The following is a 17,561-nucleotide window of genomic DNA, read 5'->3' as shown; positions in this document are numbered from 1 at the left end:
TTAGACTTCAGATTCAAATATAGAAAGGGTTGTAGACAGATGGCAAACGAATTCCGAGTTTGCGATGAATGTCAGGCCGTTAATTTAAAAACATTAATCCCGAAATTAAAAGAAATCGATGCTGATGCTTCAGTCGATATCGCATGTCAGTCATATTGTGGTCCTGGACGAAAGAAAACATTCGCATTCGTAAATAATCGTCCTTGTGCTGCATTAACGGAAGAGGAATTAATGGAAAAAGTACGCGCCAAATTAAAATCACAAAATCGTCTATAAAAGACGATTAGTATGTTGATATGACAATCATTATAGTAATTAGAGCAACAAACTGTAGGCTGATTAAAGAAGAAGTTAGTTCATAAACTTACTAAGTTCCTAGCTTGAAGTCAGACTTTAGCCGCCTTTCCGAAAGGTGGTTTTTTCATTTATACTTGTAATTAAAGTTGTAGTAGAATGGTGAATTCAATAATGATTTGAGTGTACTTTACTACAAGTATTTTATGTATAAGCAAGTATACTTAGTTTTTATAACCCAAGTAGCTGCTAATTAATAAGTTTGATGGTCATCAATAGAGTTCCTGTAATTATTTCAATTAGTTTTTAATAATTCGTTATACATTTTCAACAAATCAATACAAACAGCGGAAGTGGGGTGCCTTATGAGTTACGCAACAGCAAAGTTAGAAGAAGAAAAAGTATTTAAGGACCCAGTCCATCGCTATGTACATGTGCGAGATCAGGTGATTTGGGATTTAATTGGAACAAGAGAATTTCAGAGATTACGCCGTATTAAGCAACTCGGTACGACTTATTTAGTGTTCCATGGTGCAGAGCATAGTCGATTTAATCATTCGCTTGGTGTTTATGAAATTGTCCGCCGGATGGTCGATGATGTGTTCAAGGGTAGACCAGAATGGGATGAAAGTGAACGGCTTGTCGTACTTTGTGCTGCATTATTGCACGACTTGGGACATGGACCTTTTTCACATGCTTTTGAACATGTTTTTGACTTGGACCATGAGGAATTCACACGCCATATTATTATGGGAGATACTGAAGTCAATCAAGTACTCAGTCGCGTTGCGGCTGATTTCCCATTAAAAGTATCGAATGTTATTGCAAAAACGTATGAAAATAAACAAGTTGTCAGTATGATTTCAAGTCAAATCGATGCTGATCGTATGGATTACTTACAACGAGATGCTTATTATACTGGGGTCAGTTATGGTCACTTTGATATGGAACGTATATTGCGCGTGATGCGTCCACGAGAGGATCAAGTGGTCATCAAATCAAGTGGTATGCATGCAGTAGAAGATTATATTATGAGTCGTTATCAAATGTATTGGCAGGTTTATTTTCATCCTGTATCACGGAGTGCGGAAGTAATTTTGACAAAAATTCTACATCGTGCGAAAGCATTAAGTGAAACAGGTTATTCATTCTTACATGAACCTACGCATTTTCAAGCATTTTTCGATAGAAATATTGAACTTGAAGATTATCTAGCTTTGGATGAAAGTATTTTGTTGACATATTTCCAACTATGGATGCGTGAGGCGGATCCTATTTTAAGCGATTTAAGCAGACGTTTTGTGAACCGAAAATTGTTTAATTATGTGGAGATTGACCCTGCCAAAGATTATCAAAAGCTGCGTGAACTTGAGAATCTATTCCGAAAAGCTGGTATTGACCCGCAGTACTACTTAGTTTTAGATTCATCTTCAGATTTACCATATGATTTTTATCGTCCGGGTGAAGAAGAGGAAAGGTTACCGATTCATCTATTAATGCCGAATGACGAAATCCGTGAATTATCTAGATCATCTGATATTGTAGATGCCATATCCGGAAAACGCCGAACGGATCATAAATTATACTTTCCAGAAGATATTTTACTAGAGAACGGTAAGAAAAAAATACTCAGAAAACAAATATTAGAAATATTAAAAGGTTAATAACCTCCCGGAAGGAGATTTAAAAGTGCTAGAAGAACACGCAAAAGTCGTACAATTTGTGTCATTAGCAGGTCAAGTCACTGGTCGTAAAAAATTACAAAAGATGGTCTATATAGCAAAGAAAATGCGGTTTCCATTCCAAGAAAAATACCAATTTCATATATATGGCCCTTACTCAGAAGAGCTAACTTTACGAATTGAAGAGCTTTGTAATATGGGTTTTTTAACAGAAGAAAAAGAGGATAAGGGATCATATGTACAATACCGATATGCGGTTACTGCTGAAGGGACAAGTTTTTCTACCATGCTAGGTAAGCAACATGACAAGTTACCAGAAGTGATCAATATGATGAATGATAGAAGTGCACGTTTTCTAGAGCTTGTTTCAACGTTACTATATTTTGATGAACTCACAAAAGAAGAGCAAATTGAAAAGGTACATGTGGTAAAAGGGAAGTTGAACTTTACAGAAGAAGAGCTGACAGATGCCTTTGAATTTATAGCACAACTTTCAACAGTATCGATTCAGTAAGAAAATCCCCAATAGTGGGGATTTTTTATATAAAAAAGCCATCCCTAGAAAGAGACGGCTCTATTTGAAAAAAGTATATTATTAAAGGTCGCTCTTACGTACGCCACCAATAGCGAAGTGTGATTTTTGCATTTCTTCGATGATAATTGAAATGTTTTCTTTTGGTGCATCTACAGATTCGGAAATTGCAGCTGTTACCTTTTCAACCAAATCACGTTTTTGATCGTCTGTGCGACCTTCAATCATTTTTATTGTTACTATAGGCATAAAGAGTCCTCCTCATATAAAATATAGTGTATATTCGTTATAATAACAGAACGGAGGGATTTTGCGAATGACTAATGAAGAAAAACCAAAACAAAAATTAGGCTTTACGATTATTAAAAACGATCCAACAGACGGACATAAAGGATTTGGCGTAGGTTCTTTAACGCTTGAGAATGTATCACCAGTCATCATCGATATTGAAGAAAAAAAAGCCACTGTAGAAGTAGGGGCTATGCATGCACGTAGTGATGTTGAAAGAGGTATTAAATTTACAACGAATCGAGAAGATTCAGCAGGCGGTAAGCCATATTGGTTAGTATGGGTGACTATCGATCACAAAGAAGGCGGAGCTTACTTCGCTGGTATAACGGCTTGTGAAATGGTTGTCAATAGGGAAAAACGTCGTGGTTATAAAATTTTAGCAGACCATGTCAATAAAATGGATAAATCGATGAAGCGTCATATCATTATAGAGCATATGGATGCAGAGTCAAAACGAGTGCTAGGTGAGTTTTTACACGGCTTTAACGAGAAAATGTGGTCTTTAAGTTCAGAACAATTACGTAAAGAATTGGCCTTCTAAAATTTTGAAAATAATTGAACAAAATGTGACATTTGTAAAGCGGTTTCAATACATGGTTGAAACTGTCATTGAAAGGCAGTACACTTTAACTACAACTTACGAAAGTAAGCTAGGACATCTGGTAACCGATTTCAAATGAGTGACAAGTGGCATTTTGACAAACCCAAGCCGAATGCCCCATGTAACTCATATTTTCGAGAACCAAAAAGCTTCATCTTCCTAAGGATAACGGACTCCTTAGAAGATGAAGCTTTTTTATTTATTCAAATAATGAAAAAGGAAACAGACTCCAAGATGTTTCGTCCTTTTTCGTTAAATCACTAACAATGCTTGGATCAGTACATAGCTTTTTTGGAACATCCTTCTTTTTCATATAGACAAGTCGTTGTTTATCACAACTTGATGTTGCGATACCGCCTGTTTTAACATCGACAATTACGCCTTCAATATTATCGGGTGCCATAAATGGCTCACTAGGAAGTCCTTCATGTACTTTTTCCATAAAATCAATCCAAATTTGTTTTGTAGCACGTGAATCTTCTGCACTTGTCATTTGTTTTCCTTTATCATAACCGTTCCAAACACCAGCAGTTAAAGAAGGGGTAAAACCAACCATCATTTGATCGGTTAAAGTTGTACCGGATTTTGCTGCATAAGGTCTGGTTTGTTTGTTGCGAATTGAAATCCCGGTTGCCGGTGCGTAATCATTAAAGACTGGATCGAACATACCAGTCATCAACTGTGTGATTAAAAATGCGTCATCTGAATTAATTACTTGTTTCTTTTTTTGTTTCTTTTCTGCTTTATAAATAACTTTCCCGTTTGCATCTGTAATCGAAATAATAGTCGTTGGTTTCTTTTGAACACCTTTTGCCGCTAATGTATTATATGCGGAAGTTAAATTCATTAAGCTTACTTCAGAAGTACCAAGAGCTACTGCTGGTGAATTTTGTAATTTACTTTGAATATTAAATCGCTCCAGTACACTGCTGAATGCCTTATAGCCGATTGTTTCAAACGTCTTGACTGCGTAGATATTATCCGATATAGCAATTGCCTGTGCCAATGACATTGGATGATCCGCGAATTCGCCGTTTACATTTTTGGGTTCGTACTTAGAGCGTCCATCATCATAAGTGAAAATGGTAGGGCTAGTATCCATAAACGTTAAAGGAGTATAACCTTTTTCTAGTGCAGCACTATACAAAAATGGCTTAATAGCAGATCCAGGTTGCCTTTTTGCTTGTGTTACCCTATTGAATGTACTTGTTAAATAATGTCGTCCTCCAACTAGAGCAGTAACATAACCTGTAGAAGGATCCATACTAACGAAGCCAACTTCTAGTTCATTATTTGGTAACGATTTTTCAACAGCTTCCTCAGCAGCTTTTTGATGGGAAGTATTCAATGTTGTTTTGATTACCCAACCACCTTCTTCAAAGCGACGACCTTTCTCAGTCAGTATATCTTTTGCTTCCTGCCAAGCTGTATCTAAAAAGTATGGTGCTAGTGATTTCGAATTTTCCCATTCCTCATATTTAAAATCAAGAGTCTCCTTCTTAGCTCGTTCTGATTGTTCTTCAGAAATAACATTTTGGTTAGACATCAAACTTAATATTAATTGTTGACGACCTATTGATTTTTCCTTATTTACTGCAGGGGAATAAATGCCTGGTCCTTTTGGAATTCCAACTAGTAAAGCAGCTTCAGAAAGTGTTAAATCTTTTGCTGATTTCCCAAAATAAAATCTACTTGCAGCTTCTATACCGTACATACCATGTCCAAAGTAAACAGTATTTAAATAGCCTTCCAAAATCTTATCCTTATCATAAAAGACTTCTAAACGGTATGCATAGAGTGCCTCATTTGCTTTCCTTAACCATGATTTCTCATGCGTTAAATACAAATTACGAGCATACTGCTGCGTAATTGTACTCGCTCCTTCAACTTTGCGCATTGCCTTAACATCTTTCAATAATGCACCTGCAATACGGGTGTAATCAAAACCGTTATGCGAATAGAAATCTTTGTCCTCCGTTGCAATAAGTGCTTGTGCAACAAAAGGTGAAATTTCATCTAGGTTTACCCAGTAGCGACGTTCCATAGAAAATTTATCGCCAGCTCGATGTCCATCCGTATCTAAAAAAACGGTTGCCTTCGGAACAGCGAGAGAAGGCGCACCCGCAATTTGTGCGTATATTCTGAGTGACAGCAATACTGTTAAAACAGCTGAAATACCTACGACACTCCACATAAGAGTACGTTTCCATCGCTTATTCACCCTTCTTTTTCGCCAATAGTCTGCTCGATTCATAAGAACAGCTCCGTTCCACCAATTTAGCGATAGTATGTGATGATTATATGTAAAATAAACGGACGAAAAAAATTAAAAAGGATGAATTTGGTAATTATTTGACAGCAACAAAAAACGCTAAGATAATGGTGAATTCTCTTAGCGTTTTTTAAAAATATTTCTAATTATTTAATTGATTAAAGTGAACGAGTTGATTTGAACCTCTTTCTATAGCTTGCATGATGGCTTTATCTGCCGAAAATGCGAGATCCTTTGACGTATTACCATTGTCAGGATATGAACAAATACCGATGGAAACCGTAATAGGAATTACATGACCAGAGGACACAACGAGTGGCGTTTTGGCAATTTGTGATTGAATTAAATTTGCATAATGTATTCCATAAGCAGGCGGAGCATCTTTGCAAACAATATAAAATTCTTCACCACTAATTCTAGCAGCTTCTGCATCAATCGTTTTCACATAGTTTTTTAACTGTGTACCAATTTGTTGTAAGATTTCATCACCAACAGGATGACCATACGTTTTATTAACTTTTTTAAAAGAGTCAATATCAATTAATATCAATGAAAAGGGGACATTATTAGAGAGTAAATCATCTATTATTTGCTGGAAGCGTCGGTTATTCGGCAGTCCAGTTAAATAATCTGTTTCTGCCATTTTTTCAGTTTCTCGCATACGATTAAATTGATTTCGAATTGATTTTAATACAAGTAAAGTTATGTAAAATGACAAAATATAAAAAAGTGCAGTTTGAATAACATTTTGTAAGCCATGTGTCCAAGTATCTGAAAGAATATAGAAAACAATGCAAACTTGGAAAACGATATAAGTGAAATAGAAATAGATATTGCGGAATGTAATTGGTTTTTTTATTGAAATAAATGTGATAACGCCACCAATTACTAAAATATTTAATCCTGCAAAAATAGATGTTTCTGACAATCCAAACACATAAATTCGAAAAATCCCAATGATGAGAGAGGACAGAGCGATAGCAATTGGACCTCCGAGCAATCCACTGAGTAAGATACTAATAAAACGACCATCACTAATAATATCATTTTGGTAATGTACAGCCGTGCCCATCAAAAGTAAACCGGTAAGTCCAGCTACAAGACCGACAATCCAAGGTTGCAGCTCAATAAAACTATCTTGATAAGGTTCTAAAGACTCGTATAACCAATATGAAAATATAACAAAAGTAAATAATATCGAAAAATTAATGACTAATTCGAGCAACATATAGATTCTCTCCTACCATTTTATCCCTCCATTATAACATCCAATTTTACAAGGAAAATGAAAATAATTATGCATTCGCTATAAAACGACAAAAGGTAGTTCGAGCGTGTGATTTTAAAGAATTCACTGTTTGTCCTAAATTTACTTACACCTTGAAAAAACAAGCGAATCTAACCTATAATAAGAAGGTTATATAAAGAATGGAACGGAGGCCCATAAGTATGACTAGTGAACTTAAAGCACCCGTAAAATTAAAGTTAAAAACGACAATTCGACAATCTGAAGCAGAAGCAGCTGAAACTTATGAGCTTTGGTCAGAAGGTACGATAGTTCAAAAAAGGGACCAAACGTACTTACAATATGAAGAAGTTCAAGAAGATAAACATATTCGTTCAACTTTAAAATTCGGTAATAATGAGGCAGTTATTCTTCGAAATGGTGATGTGAAAATGCGTATGCCATTTTTACTTAATCATGAACAAAACGGCCATTATGATAGTGAATTCGGTGCATTACCAATCGTGACGTATACGAAGGACATGCTATTCGAACCGCATGACAGTAAAATGAGCGGACGATTTTATTTAAACTATGATTTAATCATTGGTGGACAATCAGTAGGCGATTATACTTTAGAAATTAATTACTCGGAGGGAAAATAATGAACGCAGTAGAACAAGTGCAACACGCGATTAAAGAAGCGCTTCTTGCAGCAGTATCAAAAGCAGGTCTTTTAGAAGATACATCAACATTGAATATACACTTAGAAACACCAAAGGATAAGACGAATGGCGACTATGCAACTAATATTGCTATGCAACTTACAAAATTAGCGAAAAAACCACCTCGTGCAATCGCTGAATCTATTATTGAAAACCTTGATACTACAGGTACTGCTATTGAGAAGATCGACATCGCAGGTCCTGGTTTTATGAATATTGTGCTACGCAAAGACTATTTGGCAGAAGTAATCACAACTGTTTTAGCGCAAGGTACAGAATATGGACGTTCACAAGCTGGCGCTAATGAAAAAGTACAAGTTGAATTTGTATCAGCTAACCCAACTGGTGACCTTCATTTAGGACATGCCCGAGGAGCATCTGTAGGGGATTCATTATGTAACGTTCTAGACTTTGCAGGATATGATGTCTCACGTGAATACTACATCAATGATGCAGGTAATCAAATCAATAATTTAGCAGCATCTTTAGAAGCTCGCTACAAACAATCGTTAGGCTTAGATGCTTCTATGCCTGAAGACGGTTATCATGGTCAAGATATTATCGATATCGCAGGTAAATTAGCTGCTGAGTTTGGTGATTCGATTCTAAGTAAATCAGATGAAGGACGCTTTGAATTTTTCCGTGAGCATGGCTTGAAATTAGAGCTTGGTAAATTACAAAAAGACTTAGCAAACTTCCGTGTAGACTTTGACGTTTGGTATTCTGAGACATCACTTTATAAATCAGGTAAAGTTGAAACGGCTCTAGAAAAACTTCGTGCGAATGGTCATGTATTTGAAGAAGAAGGCGCTACTTGGTTCCGCTCGACAACATTTGGCGACGATAAAGATCGCGTACTTATAAAAAATGATGGCTCTTACACATATTTAACACCAGATATTTCATACCATGAAGATAAAATTCAACGTGGATTCACTAAACTTATCAACATTTGGGGAGCTGACCACCATGGCTATATCCCGCGTATGAAAGCAGCAATCGAAGCACTTGGTTATGATCGTGACACATTAGAAGTTGAAATCATTCAAATGGTGAACTTAATGAAAGACGGCGAAAAAGTGAAAATGAGTAAACGTACAGGTAACGCGGTTACTTTACGCGAACTTGTTGAAGAAGTTGGCTTAGACGCAGTACGTTATAACTTTGCAATGCGTGCAGGTGATTCACATATGGACTTTGACCTTGACCTAGCTGTTAAGCAATCAAATGAAAACCCTGTTTACTATGCACAATATGCACATGCTCGTATTTCTTCAATCTTGCGCCAAGCAAAAGAACAAGGATTAGCAGCATCTAAAGAACATTTAAATCTTCTTAATGCAGAGAAAGAAATTGATGTCTTGAAAAAAGTAGGGGACTTCCCACAAGTTGTTGCGGATGCTGCGAAGAATCGCACACCACACCGTATTACTAACTACATTCAAGAACTAGCAGCAACTTTCCACAGCTTCTACAATGCTGAAAAAGTATTAGATGCTGATAACAAAGATCGCTCAGAAGCACGTTTATCTCTAATTACAGCAGTTCGTACTACAATCGCCAACGCACTAAAACTTATTGGCGTATCAGCACCTGAGAAAATGTAATGACAGAAATACCCTTTTAGCTACTGAGGTTGAATAAGCTTGTGAATCTAAGAGGTACTTATAAAAAGACTATTTCTCACTGAATAAGTGTGGAATAGTCTTTTGGTTTTTATAAAGAACAAATGAAAGAAAAAAATTGCGCTAGTTAAAGATAAAATAGCTAGACTTCATCGATTCATGTCACAATGTGTTATTGCTAATAGTTCCACCAAGCCTAGTAACATCTTGGACAAGTATTTAATTTTCTGTATAATTGAACACGATGTAATAACAATTGTATATTGTGAAACATGATGGTTCTTTACTTTGATTCAGTAAAGAGAAAAGGGAAGTCGGTGTAAATCCGACGCGGTCCCGCCACTGTATGTGTGAGTAAGTCGTAATTTGTCACTAAAGTATAACACTTTGGGAAGGCACGGCAAGCTGTGATCACGAGCCAGGAGACCTACCAACATGGAGACCACCAATTAGAACTACGCGGATAGAAATGGTGTCAGTAAAAGTGCATTTTAGTACAGCTATGTATATATTCACTGTCATCGTATCTCTCGTCGTAAAACGAGAGATTTTTTTATGAACAAGGAGGAAATGTAAATGAAGAAAATATGGCAATTTTGTTTAGTGTTTGTTTTAGCACTAGGCGTATTAGTAGGCTGTGGCCAAACGGAAGATACGAAGAAAAAGGAAAATAGTGAATCAGCGACAGAGCAACAGGTAGCAGGGTATCCATTAACAGAGACTGATGCACTTGGCAATGATGTGAAATTTACAGAAGCACCAAAGAGCATTATTACATTGGTACCAAGTAACACAGAAATTCTTTTCGCGTTAGGATTAGAAAAAGAAATTATTGCTGTATCGGATAATGATGATTATCCTAAAGCGGCAACGAAAAAAGAAAAAATCGGTGGGATGGAATTTAACGCCGAGAAAATTATTAGCTTAAATCCAGAAGTTGTTTTTGCACACGAAACACTTTTAGGTACTTCTGAAGCAGGTCTCCAACAATTACGTGATGCAGGATTGAAAGTTTTCGTTGTAAAAAATGCTGAGAATTTTGATGAAACGTATAAAACAATTGAACAAATAGGCCACATTACAGGTAAAGCAGATGAGGCTAAGAAGATTACTGATGATATGAAAGCAAAAGTAAAAGAAGTACAAGTTAAAGTGAAAGATGTAAAACAAAAATCAGCATTCGTCGAAACAACAGACGAACCTAATATTTACACTGCGGGTAAAGATACATTTATGCAAGAAATGTTTGATCTAGCTAATATTAAAAACGTCACAGCAGATCAAACAGGCTGGTTCCAAATTGACTCTGAGGAAATTGTGAAACGTAATCCAGATACAATTATTGTGAAATACAACCATGTGAAAAATATTGTCGAGAAGGTGAAAAAACGCCAAGGATTTGATAGTATCACAGCTGTTAAAAATGATGCAGTTGTTCAAGTTGATGCGAACTTAACAAGCCGTACAGGTCCTCGTCTTGCTGAAGGATTAGAGGTCATTGCAAAAGCAGTATATCCAGAGGCTTTTGAGTGAGGAAAACCATTTTAGGGTACACCATAGCCTTTGTGATTTTAATTGTTAGCATTTGGCTAGGTGTATCAATTGGTTCTGTAAAAGTACCAATTAGTACGTTATGGAATACGGCAGCGGATCCAACAGCGACGAATATATTGTGGAAAATACGCATGCCGCGTGTTGTGCTTGCAGGGTTAGTAGGAGCCTCACTGGCCATTGCGGGCGCTGCTTTCCAAGGATTGCTGAAAAATCCTCTCGCCGATCCGTATACGTTAGGAGTGTCATCTGGTGCCTCGGTAGGTGCTGTGGTGACGCTCTTTTTCGGCATTTCGACCCCTATTTTTGGTATATACACATTACCAGCCTTCAGCATGCTAGGGGCCTTATTGGCGATGATGGGTGTAATGGCTTTTGCACGATTAGTTGATCGAACTATGAAAATGGAAACGCTGATTTTAACAGGGATTATCGTTAGTTCATTTTTAGGTGCATTAATTTCATTGTTAATTGCGTTAACAGGTGATGAGTTAAGGCAAATCATTGGGTGGCTGATGGGGAGCGTTTCAATGCGTGGATGGCCATATGTCAAGATGGTGTGGCCTTTTGTACTCATCGGTTCATTTTTATTATGGTTAAACCGTCGTGAATTAAATGCGATGTTATTTGGAGAAGAGCGTGCCAAGTATCTTGGCGTTGACGTGAAGAAAAGTAAAATTCTGATATTAATAGGCGGATCTATGTTAACAGGTGCTGCAGTTGCAGTGTCTGGAACAATTGGCTTTGTGGGACTTGTTGTACCGCATATGACACGACTTTTATTTGGGGCAGATCATCGTCACTTGCTGCCTTTATCGTTTTTAAATGGAGCATCATTACTAATTGTTTGTGATTTATTTGCTCGTACGATAATTTCCCCAACAGAGTTACCAATCGGTGTCATTACTGCACTTATTGGGGCGCCAGTATTTTCATATATCTTTTTCCGACAAAGAAGAACGAAAGGTGCGTAAGTATGCTTACTGTAGAAAATATTACTGGTGGCTATGATGCCACCAGGCCAATAGTACAAGATGTTTCGTTTACAGTGAAAAAAGGCGAAATTCTTGGCGTTTTAGGACCAAATGGTAGCGGCAAATCCACATTATTAAAAGTGATTAGTGGTATCCTGCCATCAACAACTGGTCAAGTACTTATCGAAGAACAAAATATAAAACATTTCTCACCGAAGGAATTTGCGCGCAAAATGGCTGTTTTACCACAGCTTCATGCCCATGCCTTTTCGCATTCAGTACGTGAGACGGTAGCCTTAGGTCGCTACCCACATCAAAATAGTTGGTTTTCGACATGGTCAGAACAAGATGAAAATGCAGTGAAAAAAGCTATGAAGCAAACGGGTGTAGATAGCTATGAACATACAAACCTCGAATTTTTATCAGGTGGGGAGCAACAACGTACATTTGTAGCACAAGCACTTGCTCAGCAAGCTGATATCTTACTTTTAGATGAACCTACGAATCATTTAGATATTGCACATCAACGACAACTGCTAGATATGATTCGTCTAGAAGCAGTGCAAAATGGTTTAACAGTTATTTCTGTTTTTCACGATATGAATTTAGCTTCACTTTATTGTGATCGCCTATTGTTAATGGAAAAGGGACATGTAAAAGCTATTGGAGAACCGCATGAAGTGTTGAAAGAACAGCAAATTTTAGAGGTATATAATACGCGCGTTTCAAGTTATCCGCATCCTGAATTGCCAAAGCCACAAGTAACACTGATGCCAACAGCTATTGATGAACGTGAATCATATGTAGTGACAAAAGAACAATTCAATATAAGAGATGAATTTGTTGAGCTTCGTACGGAAATTCCTTTGAAAACCGTTTCCTCAGCTGTTCACAATGCTGGTTTTGGGTGGTTCCAGTCATTTGTCAATCGTGCAGTTGATTTGAATTATATGTGCGAAGATGCACATGAGGAATTAAAAGGTTATCTTAAAAAACATGACTTTATGCCATCTAATACGGTGGCCATGATGACTGCAGTTGCAGCGAAGCATGTTGTTATAAGGGAATTTTCAAATGCAAACGGAAGTATTATTGTTGCAGTTACAGCTGGTGTTGGAAATGCAGTAGATGTTTCAAGGGCACATGAAAGAGTCAGTAAACCGTATATAGGAACGATTAATACTTGGGTCATTATTAACGGGAAACTAACGGAAGAATCCTTTATGCAAGCCATGATAACGGCAACTGAAGCTAAAGTAAAAGCAATGCACCAAGAAGAAATCATGGATCCAATATCCAATACGATTGCAACAGGTACATCAACAGATAGCCTATTAATTGCCGCGACACAAAATGGGACATTTATGGAATACGCCGGACCTATAACAGATATTGGGAAATTGATTGGTTACGGGGTGTATGAAACGACAGTAACAGCACTACAAGATTACAAACGTGCCAAGGGAAGGTTATAAAATGTTAGCACATATAATTGCTTGTACCATTGGGGTAGCTTTAGATTGGTTAATAGGTGACCCGCCCAAAATGCCGCATCCCGTACGTTGGATTGGCACATTGATTGCCAAACTAACAGAGCGTTTGAATAAAGGTAAGCATCGTAAATTAAAAGGACTTTTACTTGTCCTAATTGTTGTTGGTTTAACAACTACAATTACTTTTGCAGTAATTTATTTTGCATATTCTATCAATGTTATTCTAGGTATTTTTGTAGAATCAATATTAATAGCTGTAGGTTTAGCAGGGAAAAGTCTAAAACAAGCAGCACTTGAAGTTTACAATCCACTTGTATCAGGAGATTTGCAGGAAGCTCGTGTGAAGTTATCTTGGATTGTAGGGCGTGATACAGATTATTTATCGGTACCTGAAGTGACGCGAGGTGTAGTTGAAACCGTGTCTGAAAATACGAGTGATGGTGTAACAGCTCCACTCTTTTGGGCGTTTTTATTTGGCGGCGCTGGTCTATGGATGTATAAGGCAGTTAATACGCTTGATTCAATGGTCGCTTACAAAAATGATCGCTTCGTAGATTTTGGATACGTTGCTGCACATGTGGATGATGTATTAAATTATGTGCCAAGTAGAATGACAGGTTTATTACTTATGCTAGGTACAAAAAATGAAAGTGGAAAACCAGTCGCCTATCGCATGAAAGGGTGGCTGCGTGATGCAAAAAAACATCCAAGTCCAAATAGTGGATGGCTTGAAGCGGCTACAGCATATCAATTAGGCATTCAGCTTGGTGGTGTGAATAGGTATAAGGGGATTATCTCGAATCGTGCGAAAATGGGTGAGTGCCATTATGAGCTAGGGCCTCAGCATATTATACGTTCTATTAAACAGATGCAAATTGTAACCATATTATTTTGGCTACTAATGGTCATTTTAGGAGGGTTTTTCGTTGTCATTACCTAATCACGGGGCAAATCCATATCGTTTATATACACAGCTGGGCATCCAACTACCAGCTGATATATTAGACTTTAGCGAAAATGTAAATCCAGCAGGTGCACCAGATTTTATCAAAAATGATTGGAAAGATTATTTGCAATTATTGCAACATTATCCGGACCCAGAAGGTGAGCCATTTCTATCTGCTGTCGCTAAATATCACGACATTTCTACAGAAAACATCGTATTAGGAAATGGTGCGGCGGAAATTTTCTCATTACTTGCGACATATTTCCGGGGAAATAATGCAATTATTTTACATCCGACTTTTTCAGAGTATGAAGCGACATTAAGAGAAAATGATGTAGAAATACAGCGTGTAGTATGTGAAGATATCGTTAATTGGAAGTTACCATTAGACGAACTTCAACAAGCAATGCAAAATGCAGATGTCCTATATCTATGTACCCCTAATAATCCGACAGGTGTATTACCTTCGAAAGAAGAACTTAAACAGCTTATTGAATCTGCAAAAGAATCGAATTGCAGTATTGTTTTAGACGAAGCTTTTATAGATTTTGTTGATGAAAGTGCATCATTTATAAAATCAGTAAAAGAAAATCATCAAGTGATTATTGTACGATCAATGACGAAAATGTACGCAATTGCAGGTATAAGGCTCGGTTATATGGTAGCCGCACCTGAGGTAGCAAGTGCAATACGGAAGCTTACCCCTCATTGGCATATTAATGGAATAGCAGCAGTAATCGGAGCACGTTGTTTAAGTAAGGAAGTAGATGCTTTCCGTCAAAAGGCTTGTGATTATGCTGGGCAAATGCGTACGCGTTTTCAAGTATTTTTACGACAAAATCATTGTCTTGTTACGAACAGTGTCACAAATTATGTGAGCTTTCAATTACCAAATACTGAACAGTCACAGAATTTCTTTACTTATATGCTTGAGAAGGGTATGGTGCTTCGACATACAGAAAATTTCATTGGAATGGAAGGTGCATGGTTCCGAGTTGGTATGAAGGCACCTGAAGCGATGAATCGTTTAGAAGAGGAGATGATGCATTGGTTTCAAGCGAACTCGTCTTTATAACAGGTGGAGTGCGGAGTGGAAAAAGTGCATTTGCAGAAAAGTGCCTTGTAAATTTAGCAGCGACATCGCCTATGAAGCGACTTGTTTATGTTGCGACAGGTGTACCGTTTGATGAAGAAATGAAGCAAAGAATCATCCGACATCAAAACGATCGAGCAGGGCAAAAGTGGACGACAATTGAGCAACCAACTGACTTTTCTAAGCTCCTCTCAAAAATAAAAGAAGGTGACGCGATATTATGGGATTGCGTGACCACTTGGCTAACGAATGAATTTTATGATGGTTATGAAACTGGTGTGAGCTGTTTTCAAAAAGAAGGCTGTATTGAACGGAAATTTATAGCGATGCAAAATACGATTTATGCATTACGTGATAGAAATATACCGATTGTTGTCGTTTCCAACGAAGTGCTAGATGAGCCGCTTTCTACTAGTTTTGAAGTAAGACTTTATCAAAAATGGTTAGGTCGTATTCATCAATGGTTTGTAGCTGAAGCAACTACTGCAATTGAAATGGAATATGGACAGATGCATCAATGGAAATAATTCAGTTTTAGAAGGGGGGTATTCTTTTGCGTACGATTGTTCATAGTATTTTACTTGCATTTCAATTTTTTACCGTCGTGCCAGTTCAAAGAGAATTACCACTTACAAAGCCGACAATAACGGGAATGTTCTCGTTTCTACCTTGGCTAGGTGCATGTATGGGTGCAGTAATGGCTACTGTTTTTTATAGTTTGCAACAGTGGACGGATATCAGTTCATTATTAACGGCCTTTTTACTTGTTGTTGGATTTATCATTTGTACAGGTGGTTTGCATTTAGATGGCTGGGTTGACATGGGAGATGCATTTTTTTCATATCGTGATACCGAGAAGCGACTAGAGATTTTAGATGACCCCCGTATTGGTGCTTTTGGTGCGATGTCTTTATTGTTCTTAGTACTAACGAAGATTTTCTTTCTAGCTGAATTGATTGAAAAAGGCGAACTGTCGATTATGTGGATTGTCGCGGTACCATTTTTAGCTCGGCTAGGAATGTCCTTATATTTTATCCAGACAAAATGCTCAAAAGAAAAAGGGCTAGCATACTTTTTTAAAGAAAAACTATATGTACCACAATTTCTTGTCGTGACATGTGTATCAATGCTTATTGGCTTGATTCTTATAATTTGGTGGAATGGAGATTTCATCGTACCTCTTATATTACTAGTGATTGTAGTTGTTGCATCAGGTCTGTATAAGATTTGGACTGTACGTAATTTTCACGGTAGCTCAGGTGATTTACTCGGTGCTTTTATTGAAGGAATGGAGGCCATTTTATGGATTACGCTATTACTATTGAGTTAATACGCCATGCTAAAACTAAAAGTAATGTTGAAAGGAAGTATCTTGGCTGGACTGATGAGTCTATTATTCCTAATCAAAGTTTGCCGACTATCGATGAGTTAGCTACTGTCGTTTTCGGAAGTGATTTAATACGTTGTAAGGAAACGGCTGCTTATTATTTTCCGAATGCTACATACATGAATATAAAAGGATTACGCGAAAGTCATTTCGGTGATTTTGAATGCAAAACCTATGAACAGTTAAAAGATATACAAGCGTATCGTAATTGGATAGACGATCCATATGAAATTGCACCACCGAATGGCGAGACATTACAACAAGTTATGTTTCGCGTTACAGAAGTGGTTAAATCTTTACCAAAAGATATGCTGAATTACAGGATAGTCGCGCATGGAGGTTCAATTAGAGCGTTGTTAATGCAATTCGCACCAGAGGAAAAAACTTTTTGGGAGTGGCAAGTTTCTCATAATGAGCGTTATCTATTACACTGGTCAACGAAGAAACAGTTCGAGGAGGGACAACGATGCACGTTTTTATCGGTGGAGCCTATAATGGTAAAAGGGACTATGTAAGATACTGGCTAGAAGAGCAAAGGAAAAAAGATGTTGCTTGGCTAGAAAGTGAGTTACCAATGACTGTACCTGAAGCTTCGACAATTGTTGTCTCAGGTCTTGAAAATGTAGTGGCAGAATATTTAGATAAAGATGAGGATACGTTAGCTTCTCAACTACTACAGCAACTTCAAGCATTAGATAAAGAAAGAGAACTTATTGTTATTGTGACAGAGATGGGTAGAGGTGTTGTCCCAATTGATGCTAATACGCGCAAGCTCCGTGACATTTGTGGAAGATTTTATCAGCAATTATTTAAAATTAGCCCACAAATAACGCGTATTTGGTATGGTATAGCTGAAACAATAAAATGAAT

18 protein-coding genes and 1 riboswitch are annotated in these 17,561 nt (G+C 37.3%); of the genes, 15 read left to right on the top strand and 3 right to left on the bottom strand.

Features of this window, described 5'->3' with window-relative positions:
- The first annotated feature begins 39 nt into the window (after window positions 1-39).
- From MKY02_RS19330 to MKY02_RS19320, 3 genes are all read left to right on the top strand, one after another.
- Window positions 40-276, top strand: coding sequence for a DUF1450 domain-containing protein (locus tag MKY02_RS19330; RefSeq protein ID WP_038180139.1), 237 nt, complete (start codon window positions 40-42; stop codon window positions 274-276).
- Window positions 277-659: 383 nt separating this feature from the next.
- A complete protein-coding gene (locus MKY02_RS19325; RefSeq protein WP_076065804.1) occupies window positions 660-1,958 on the top strand; it encodes an HD domain-containing protein in 1,299 nt (432 codons plus the stop codon).
- Window positions 1,959-1,983: 25 nt separating this feature from the next.
- Window positions 1,984-2,490, top strand: a complete 507-nt coding sequence (locus MKY02_RS19320) for a YwgA family protein (protein WP_038180136.1) — start codon at window positions 1,984-1,986, stop codon at window positions 2,488-2,490.
- Between the two features lie 81 nt (window positions 2,491-2,571).
- Here MKY02_RS19320 and MKY02_RS19315 read toward each other — a convergent pair whose 3' ends face one another.
- Window positions 2,572-2,757 (bottom strand): 2-hydroxymuconate tautomerase, encoded by a 186-nt coding sequence (locus tag MKY02_RS19315; RefSeq protein ID WP_038180134.1) that lies wholly within the window; start codon window positions 2,755-2,757, stop codon window positions 2,572-2,574.
- Between the two features lie 67 nt (window positions 2,758-2,824).
- On the opposite strand from MKY02_RS19315, the gene MKY02_RS19310 reads away from it, so the two are divergent.
- Entirely contained in the window at window positions 2,825-3,340 is a 516-nt protein-coding gene (locus MKY02_RS19310; RefSeq protein WP_076034282.1) for a YwhD family protein, read from the top strand.
- A gap of 259 nt (window positions 3,341-3,599) precedes the next feature.
- On the opposite strand, the gene MKY02_RS19305 is transcribed toward MKY02_RS19310, so the two are convergent.
- Complete coding sequence (locus tag MKY02_RS19305) at window positions 3,600-5,654, bottom strand: transglycosylase domain-containing protein (RefSeq protein ID WP_038180130.1); 2,055 nt, start codon at window positions 5,652-5,654, stop codon at window positions 3,600-3,602.
- 160 nt (window positions 5,655-5,814) lie between these two features.
- Entirely contained in the window at window positions 5,815-6,900 is a 1,086-nt protein-coding gene (locus MKY02_RS19300; protein WP_038180126.1) for a GGDEF domain-containing protein, read from the bottom strand.
- A gap of 221 nt (window positions 6,901-7,121) precedes the next feature.
- Here MKY02_RS19300 and MKY02_RS19295 point away from each other — a divergent pair, with 221 nt between their 5' ends.
- The 11 genes from MKY02_RS19295 (at window position 7,122) to MKY02_RS19245 (ending at window position 17,559) form a co-directional block, all read left to right on the top strand.
- Entirely contained in the window at window positions 7,122-7,562 is a 441-nt protein-coding gene (locus tag MKY02_RS19295) for a DUF1934 domain-containing protein (protein ID WP_038180124.1), read from the top strand.
- Window positions 7,562-9,229 carry an arginine--tRNA ligase gene (argS, locus tag MKY02_RS19290; RefSeq protein WP_340711625.1) on the top strand — a complete coding sequence of 556 codons (1,668 nt, stop codon included), beginning with the start codon at window positions 7,562-7,564 and terminating at the stop codon, window positions 9,227-9,229. The genes MKY02_RS19295 and argS overlap by 1 nt, the downstream gene beginning before the upstream one ends.
- 277 nt (window positions 9,230-9,506) lie before the next feature.
- A riboswitch (cobalamin riboswitch) is annotated at window positions 9,507-9,696 on the top strand.
- A 127-nt stretch (window positions 9,697-9,823) separates the two neighbouring features.
- Window positions 9,824-10,780 carry a helical backbone metal receptor gene (locus tag MKY02_RS19285; RefSeq protein WP_038180118.1) on the top strand — a complete coding sequence of 319 codons (957 nt, stop codon included), beginning with the start codon at window positions 9,824-9,826 and terminating at the stop codon, window positions 10,778-10,780.
- An 8-nt stretch (window positions 10,781-10,788) separates the two neighbouring features.
- Window positions 10,789-11,772 carry a FecCD family ABC transporter permease gene (locus tag MKY02_RS19280; protein ID WP_038180875.1) on the top strand — a complete coding sequence of 328 codons (984 nt, stop codon included), beginning with the start codon at window positions 10,789-10,791 and terminating at the stop codon, window positions 11,770-11,772.
- A 2-nt stretch (window positions 11,773-11,774) separates the two neighbouring features.
- Entirely contained in the window at window positions 11,775-13,247 is a 1,473-nt protein-coding gene (locus MKY02_RS19275) for an adenosylcobinamide amidohydrolase (RefSeq protein ID WP_076034284.1), read from the top strand.
- Between the two features lies 1 nt (window position 13,248).
- Window positions 13,249-14,205 (top strand): adenosylcobinamide-phosphate synthase CbiB, encoded by a 957-nt coding sequence (gene cbiB / locus MKY02_RS19270; RefSeq protein WP_038180115.1) that lies wholly within the window; start codon window positions 13,249-13,251, stop codon window positions 14,203-14,205.
- Window positions 14,192-15,286, top strand: coding sequence for a pyridoxal phosphate-dependent aminotransferase (locus tag MKY02_RS19265; RefSeq protein WP_038180114.1), 1,095 nt, complete (start codon window positions 14,192-14,194; stop codon window positions 15,284-15,286). The genes cbiB and MKY02_RS19265 overlap by 14 nt, the downstream gene beginning before the upstream one ends.
- On the top strand, window positions 15,259-15,831 hold the full coding sequence (locus MKY02_RS19260; RefSeq protein ID WP_038180113.1) for a bifunctional adenosylcobinamide kinase/adenosylcobinamide-phosphate guanylyltransferase: 573 nt from the start codon (window positions 15,259-15,261) through the stop codon (window positions 15,829-15,831). The genes MKY02_RS19265 and MKY02_RS19260 overlap by 28 nt, the downstream gene beginning before the upstream one ends.
- A gap of 26 nt (window positions 15,832-15,857) precedes the next feature.
- Window positions 15,858-16,634 carry an adenosylcobinamide-GDP ribazoletransferase gene (cobS, locus tag MKY02_RS19255; RefSeq protein WP_038180111.1) on the top strand — a complete coding sequence of 259 codons (777 nt, stop codon included), beginning with the start codon at window positions 15,858-15,860 and terminating at the stop codon, window positions 16,632-16,634.
- The gene (locus tag MKY02_RS19250; protein ID WP_038180109.1) at window positions 16,607-17,206 is read left to right on the top strand and encodes a histidine phosphatase family protein; all 600 of its coding nucleotides are present in this window, start codon (window positions 16,607-16,609) and stop codon (window positions 17,204-17,206) included. The genes cobS and MKY02_RS19250 overlap by 28 nt, the downstream gene beginning before the upstream one ends.
- A complete protein-coding gene (locus tag MKY02_RS19245; protein ID WP_038180108.1) occupies window positions 17,158-17,559 on the top strand; it encodes a bifunctional adenosylcobinamide kinase/adenosylcobinamide-phosphate guanylyltransferase in 402 nt (133 codons plus the stop codon). The genes MKY02_RS19250 and MKY02_RS19245 overlap by 49 nt, the downstream gene beginning before the upstream one ends.
- Window positions 17,560-17,561 lie beyond the last annotated feature (2 nt).

It is taken from the genome of Viridibacillus sp. FSL R5-0888 (assembly GCF_038009105.1).
Classification (GTDB): Bacteria; Bacillota; Bacilli; order Bacillales_A; family Planococcaceae; genus Viridibacillus; species Viridibacillus arenosi.
The sequence above is the reverse complement of the archived record's forward strand: the minus strand, read 5'-3'. Positions and strand labels throughout refer to the sequence as shown.

Excerpts from the sequence above, each read along its gene's own strand:
- MKY02_RS19330 (WP_038180139.1), top strand. The coding sequence starts at position 40 with ATGGCAAACGAATTCCGAGTTTGCGATGAATGTCAGGCCGTTAATTTA.
- MKY02_RS19325 (WP_076065804.1), top strand. The coding sequence starts at position 660 with ATGAGTTACGCAACAGCAAAGTTAGAAGAAGAAAAAGTATTTAAGGAC.
- MKY02_RS19315 (WP_038180134.1), bottom strand. The coding sequence starts at position 2,757 with ATGCCTATAGTAACAATAAAAATGATTGAAGGTCGCACAGACGATCAA.
- MKY02_RS19310 (WP_076034282.1), top strand. The coding sequence starts at position 2,825 with ATGACTAATGAAGAAAAACCAAAACAAAAATTAGGCTTTACGATTATT.
- MKY02_RS19305 (WP_038180130.1), bottom strand. The coding sequence starts at position 5,654 with ATGAATCGAGCAGACTATTGGCGAAAAAGAAGGGTGAATAAGCGATGG.
- MKY02_RS19300 (WP_038180126.1), bottom strand. The coding sequence starts at position 6,900 with ATGTTGCTCGAATTAGTCATTAATTTTTCGATATTATTTACTTTTGTT.
- MKY02_RS19295 (WP_038180124.1), top strand. The coding sequence starts at position 7,122 with ATGACTAGTGAACTTAAAGCACCCGTAAAATTAAAGTTAAAAACGACA.
- argS (WP_340711625.1), top strand. The coding sequence starts at position 7,562 with ATGAACGCAGTAGAACAAGTGCAACACGCGATTAAAGAAGCGCTTCTT.
- MKY02_RS19285 (WP_038180118.1), top strand. The coding sequence starts at position 9,824 with ATGAAGAAAATATGGCAATTTTGTTTAGTGTTTGTTTTAGCACTAGGC.
- MKY02_RS19275 (WP_076034284.1), top strand. The coding sequence starts at position 11,775 with ATGCTTACTGTAGAAAATATTACTGGTGGCTATGATGCCACCAGGCCA.
- cbiB (WP_038180115.1), top strand. The coding sequence starts at position 13,249 with ATGTTAGCACATATAATTGCTTGTACCATTGGGGTAGCTTTAGATTGG.
- MKY02_RS19250 (WP_038180109.1), top strand. The coding sequence starts at position 16,607 with ATGGATTACGCTATTACTATTGAGTTAATACGCCATGCTAAAACTAAA.
- MKY02_RS19245 (WP_038180108.1), top strand. The coding sequence starts at position 17,158 with ATGCACGTTTTTATCGGTGGAGCCTATAATGGTAAAAGGGACTATGTA.